General features: G+C 36.8%; 6 protein-coding genes and 1 pseudogene. 1 reads left to right on the forward strand and 6 read right to left on the reverse strand.

The genetic code is table 11. From position 1 onward, the window contains the following. Both E2K52_RS13465 and E2K52_RS13470 read right to left on the reverse strand, forming a co-directional pair. The coding region (locus tag E2K52_RS13465) for a relaxase/mobilization nuclease domain-containing protein (protein ID WP_151205544.1) at positions 1-1149 on the reverse strand (1149 nt) is incomplete at its 3' end. After that, the gene (locus E2K52_RS13470; RefSeq protein WP_151205545.1) at positions 1139-1471 is read right to left on the reverse strand and encodes a plasmid mobilization protein; all 333 of its coding nucleotides are present in this window, start codon (positions 1469-1471) and stop codon (positions 1139-1141) included. The genes E2K52_RS13465 and E2K52_RS13470, both read right to left, overlap by 11 nt. A 270-nt stretch (positions 1472-1741) precedes the next feature. Between E2K52_RS13470 and E2K52_RS13475 the strand changes: the two genes are divergently transcribed. Next, positions 1742-2185, forward strand: a complete 444-nt coding sequence (locus E2K52_RS13475; protein WP_151205546.1) for a hypothetical protein — start codon at positions 1742-1744, stop codon at positions 2183-2185. A 60-nt stretch (positions 2186-2245) separates the two neighbouring features. Here the strand turns inward: E2K52_RS13475 and E2K52_RS13480 are convergent, their stop codons facing one another. From E2K52_RS13480 to E2K52_RS15125, 4 genes and pseudogenes are all read right to left on the reverse strand, one after another. Next, positions 2246-3127, reverse strand: a complete 882-nt coding sequence (locus E2K52_RS13480; RefSeq protein WP_151205547.1) for a replication initiation protein — start codon at positions 3125-3127, stop codon at positions 2246-2248. A 233-nt stretch (positions 3128-3360) separates the two neighbouring features. Further along, the gene (locus E2K52_RS13485) at positions 3361-3648 is read right to left on the reverse strand and encodes a type II toxin-antitoxin system RelE/ParE family toxin (protein WP_151205548.1); all 288 of its coding nucleotides are present in this window, start codon (positions 3646-3648) and stop codon (positions 3361-3363) included. Beyond that, the gene (locus tag E2K52_RS13490; protein ID WP_151205549.1) at positions 3645-3959 is read right to left on the reverse strand and encodes a type II toxin-antitoxin system Phd/YefM family antitoxin; all 315 of its coding nucleotides are present in this window, start codon (positions 3957-3959) and stop codon (positions 3645-3647) included. Before E2K52_RS13490 ends, E2K52_RS13485 begins: the two co-directional genes overlap by 4 nt. A 76-nt stretch (positions 3960-4035) precedes the next feature. Next, positions 4036-4639 (reverse strand): annotated as a pseudogene (locus tag E2K52_RS15125) (mobilization protein A); the annotation flags it as partial.

Genomic DNA, 4639 nt, shown 5'->3' on the forward strand with positions numbered 1-4639 from the left:
TAAGCGTCCGCTTTTTTGCTGTTCTTCGCCATGATATATAAGGTTTTCTTGTCTTCGCTCTCGTGTAATGTCACCTTCCGCAAGATTTGTTTTTCTAGAGGTGTCTGCTCTACTTTGAGATTGATTTCGGCTAATTCCTGCTGCTTGTTCTGGATTTGCTTCGCTAACCACCAATTGACGCCAAGAAAGACTAGAAACACTGTAATCAAGATGCCCAGAATTGCTCCCGTGAGAATATTCAAACGCAAAGCGTTTCTGATTTTCGGCTGCTGGTCTTTGATGGTTTGAAGGTTTGACCTTAAAATTTTCTCTGTTTCCTTGCTGCTTGCTCTCAATAAGGCGTTGTAACTTTCCAAGTGCTGTTTCGTAACGCTCTCGGCTTGTTCTTTGATAATCCTGTCCTGCTCGGCGGTGTTCTTCTGCAAATTGCTTATCAAATTGTCGATTTTCATAAATTACGCCTTCTAAACGAATATTTCGCTTGCTGTCAGGATTCTTAATACTGATTGATCTATCTGTTTCTCTAGCAATCTCAAAACCTGCACCCTTGAGGGTTTTAACTACATCCTGCCTATTTTGAATATTGCCGTTGCTAATTTGCTCAGCAATTGCAGTCCCGATTTGCTCTTTAATTTCTTTAACGCTTTGCGGTAGGTTTTGGCTATTCAAAGTTTTAACCGCTTGAGCTTTCTCTGGTGCGTGGGGATCTGTTAAACCATGCTCAAAATTAGTGACTTGCTTCCAGTTTTCTACAAGTGGGCGGTCAGCTTGATCAAAATAAGGTTGTAATCTTTTTCCTGTACTTAATTCCACGTTTGGAATAATGAAATTAAGTTCTAAACGCCCTTTATCAGTGTGTTCTATCCAAGTAATGTCGTATTGATCGCGCTCTAAACCTGCAAGTAATGTTTCTTCAAAGCTCTGCATGATGGCTTCTTTTTGCTGTTCTTCGAGGTTTAACTCTTCAAATGAAAGTACTCCAACCGTATAGCGATTCTGAAAGTCCAGGTTATCTGCCAATCGTTGGGTTAACTCAGGATCTCCACTCAGTAAAACCGCACCTGGTCTATCTCGATCTTTGCCAAGTAAGTAGTCAATTGTTGCACCTGCACTACCTCCCCCTTTATTTCCCAAGAATTTAACGATCATAATTAGCCAAGATTCCTTGCAATTGTTCTCGAATAACTGCCAACTCTGCGAAAGCTCTAATTTTTTCTAAATCAGATTCCACAGTATTTGCTTGTCTAGCAATCTGATTTAGATTTCCCCCAATGCGTCCTAATGCCGCTAAGAGTTGAGGATCTGCCACTTTATAGTTTCTTTTTTTATTCGGTTTCTCATTTAGGCAAGTATTCCTAATCCAAGTCGCAAGTTCTCCTCCTGTCATTCGTTCAAGTAAGGCTTGATGTTCAGCTTCGGTCAAACGGACTTTGATCTCTTTTTGTCTTTTGATGATTTCTTTCTTCGTCATGACTAAATCTACTTCATGGATAGGATCGGCTTTTTTTGTGAGGACAAATTGCTAAATGAAGGCAATTTACCGCAACACAAAAAGGCGAAAGAGGGTCAAGGGATTCTTCCCTTGCAAGGCACAAAAGGCAATCTAACGAAAACTTAATTTTTTGTATAGAGTACCCTTTGTGTGTCCTTGCCCTTTTTTAAAAAAAAATATTATATAAAGTAATTATTTCTAAATAAAATCTGATAAAATCAGCTAATTTTTTTAATTAAGTATTTAATTATGAATAAATTTTTATTAGCAACTTTAATATATTTAGGAACAACAAGTGCATTTGCATCTAACTGTTCAATTAATTACGTAGCTAACGAACAACTAGCAACAAAAATTAAAGAAAATGGTTTTCAGTTTAAGGATTACCAAAAGCTATGCCAAATATTAGATAAAAATGATGCTGGTATCAAAATTTCATCAATTAGCCAAATAAGCCCATATCAAACAACAAGTTCTGTACGAGTAGGTTTATATTTAAGACCAGAGAAATACAAAGGAATGACAAGCTCAGGGAAAAACCGAATAGGATATGAAGAAAAAAGAACATCTAACGCAGAAGAAGAAAATACATATAACGTAACGATGACATTACTAGAAGACCTAGCCCAAGATGATAATTACAGAAATAAAATGCTAATAGAGTTAAACGAAATGAAAAGGGCAACAAAATAAAAGAACCTAGAAATCAGCTGATATCTGATTTAGGCTTGTTTAGTCTCAAAAAAAGAGAGTTTATAAACTCTCTTTTTTTCTTCTAAAATATGTAGCCCTACTAATCCCCATTTCTTTCCATGGTTCGCCTAACCCAGGTCTACCGCCTGATTTAGACTTCTTACCGCCTATAGCACCTTTTCTACTTTGGCGATCTATAAACTCTTGATAACAGTAAGCGTCTTTTTTCCAACAATACGTAGCAATACTTTTCGCAGTAGCTTTAATTTCTGAATACGGCAATGCCTCTAAAAATGCCTCATTTACGCTTAAACACTGTTTAGTGACTTCTTCTAGCCAGGTACTATAAATACCACCTCGATGCGCTCTTACAGCCGTATATGCCCATTTACGCACGGTATCAAATAGTGTGCAGTTGCGTCCAAGTCCTGAAACCTCTTGTTTCTTGCTTAGTTTCTTAGGTAAATCGACAAAATCAGCCAAATAATCGAGCGTATAAGCTTGTTCACTCCAAAAAGTGACACGCCAATCTTTATGAAATGGATTCTTCGTAATGAGATGACTATAGCCAACATCTGCCCCAAGTTTATTGGCAAGTCCTGCTTGAACCTTTGAGGCATAGGCTATTGCTTTTTGACTACCAAACTCACTGGTACACAGTGGAATTTCTAATTTATAGCAAATATGAGCATGACCATTTTTTAAGGTCTGTGCTGTCCAATAGGGCATTGGCAAATTTTCGTCATGCCATGCCATGACAGCATCTGAACGATCTATATCAAAAAAGAAGTAATGAAGCATACAAGGCTGATTACCCTGTATGTACTGCATATTGATTGCCGTTTTTTTCGGTCTTATTTGTAAGCCATACAATAAATCATCTGCACAGTATGGTTTATGAGCAAGATTTTCAAAAAAATCGCTTAATTGAGCGTTATTCACCTTTTGCAACGTCCTGTATGTTGCAAATGCTCAAAACATCAGTAAAATACAAGTATCGAATTTGCGTTTACTGATGCTTTAAGTATTTGTTAAACAATGAGAAAAAAGTAGGTTTGCCGACCTGCTTTTTTTTCGCCTGAAAGAAAATCTAACACAACTTTACTAGCTTTAAAAGTTATTGATTTTCTTAATTTTATAGCCGTTTTTTTGCTAATATACGGCATATAATCTAATTAAATATTTCTCGAAGTATGCAAGATTCTTAAAATAAAAACTCGCTTGGCTTCCTCATCAATTTGAATAATTGCACGGTATGGACTGTCAGAAATAAGCATTTCTCTTGTTCCTAAACTGCCCTTTCTTTTGGTGCGTTTTGGTGAGAAATATAGGGTTTCTAGCTGCTCAGTAATTTTTAAATACATCTTTTCTGCTAGCTTTTCTCCCCATGTTTCTATGCCATACGCCAAAATTTCAATTAAGTCCTGTTCTGCTTGTGGCAAGTAAGAAACTTCATAGGTCATCTTTTACGGCTCGCTACCAAGTCTCGCGCTTTTTGCATTGCAGTAGCATGTACTGACTTCATTTCTTTCGTATCAGATGGATGTGATTTCAAAGCGTTTAACGCTTCTGTAATTTTCTCTTTTTCCCAATCTTCATAGTCATCATCTTGGACATCAAAAAGGCTTTCTAAGTGGGTGCCTTTAACGTCTTTTAATGACAAGAAAACACCAACAGGGCGCTTATTCTTTGTCACTAATACAGGCTCTCGCTGCATAGTATCTAGTAATTCACCAAAGCGTGATTTTGCATCTTTCGCTGTAATAACTTGCATTTTAAAACCTCATAAAAGTAGGCGTTTTGTCTATTTTAGACTTTTATCAAAAGTAGTCTAGCGTAATTTATTAAACTTAACGCTCAATACCTCTACTTGCTTTCCTGTTAGCCTGTTTTTCTTTCATTTGTTGATTAAGTTGCTGTTCACTTCTCTTAATTTGCTGTTCAGATTGTTTAATTGCTGATTTTGACTGGCTAATTCCTCGTTCTGACTTCTCAATACTTGATTCTGAATGCTCAAGGTTTCGATCTGCTCGCTCTGATTTTGATTTATAGCGTTTAGCTCTTTCAATTGCTTCTCTAACGAGTTCAATAAGTCTTTGTAGCGATTCATAAAGTCGTTTGGCATTATCTTGTTCCGCTTGATTAAGATTACTCTGTTTTACGTCCTGCTTTGCTTCTTTTGAGGTGGCTAAGTTTTCAAATAAACTTCCGCTATCCATCAAAAACTCCTTTCCATCATTTGACTGGTTAAATGGATTTTCAAAAGGAGTTTTAAAGTTAGATTCTATTTTTCCAATTTCAGTACCATTTGACTGGATGTGGTTTCGTAAGCGTCCGCTTTTTTGCTGTTCTTCGCCATGATATATAAGGTTTTCTTGTCTTCGCTCTCGTGTAATGTCACCTTCCGCAAGATTTGTTTTTCTAGAGGTGTCTGCTCTACTTTGAGATTGATTT

It is taken from the genome of Acinetobacter sp. RF14B (assembly GCF_006864105.1).
GTDB classification, from domain to species: domain Bacteria; phylum Pseudomonadota; class Gammaproteobacteria; order Pseudomonadales; family Moraxellaceae; genus Acinetobacter; species Acinetobacter lwoffii_C.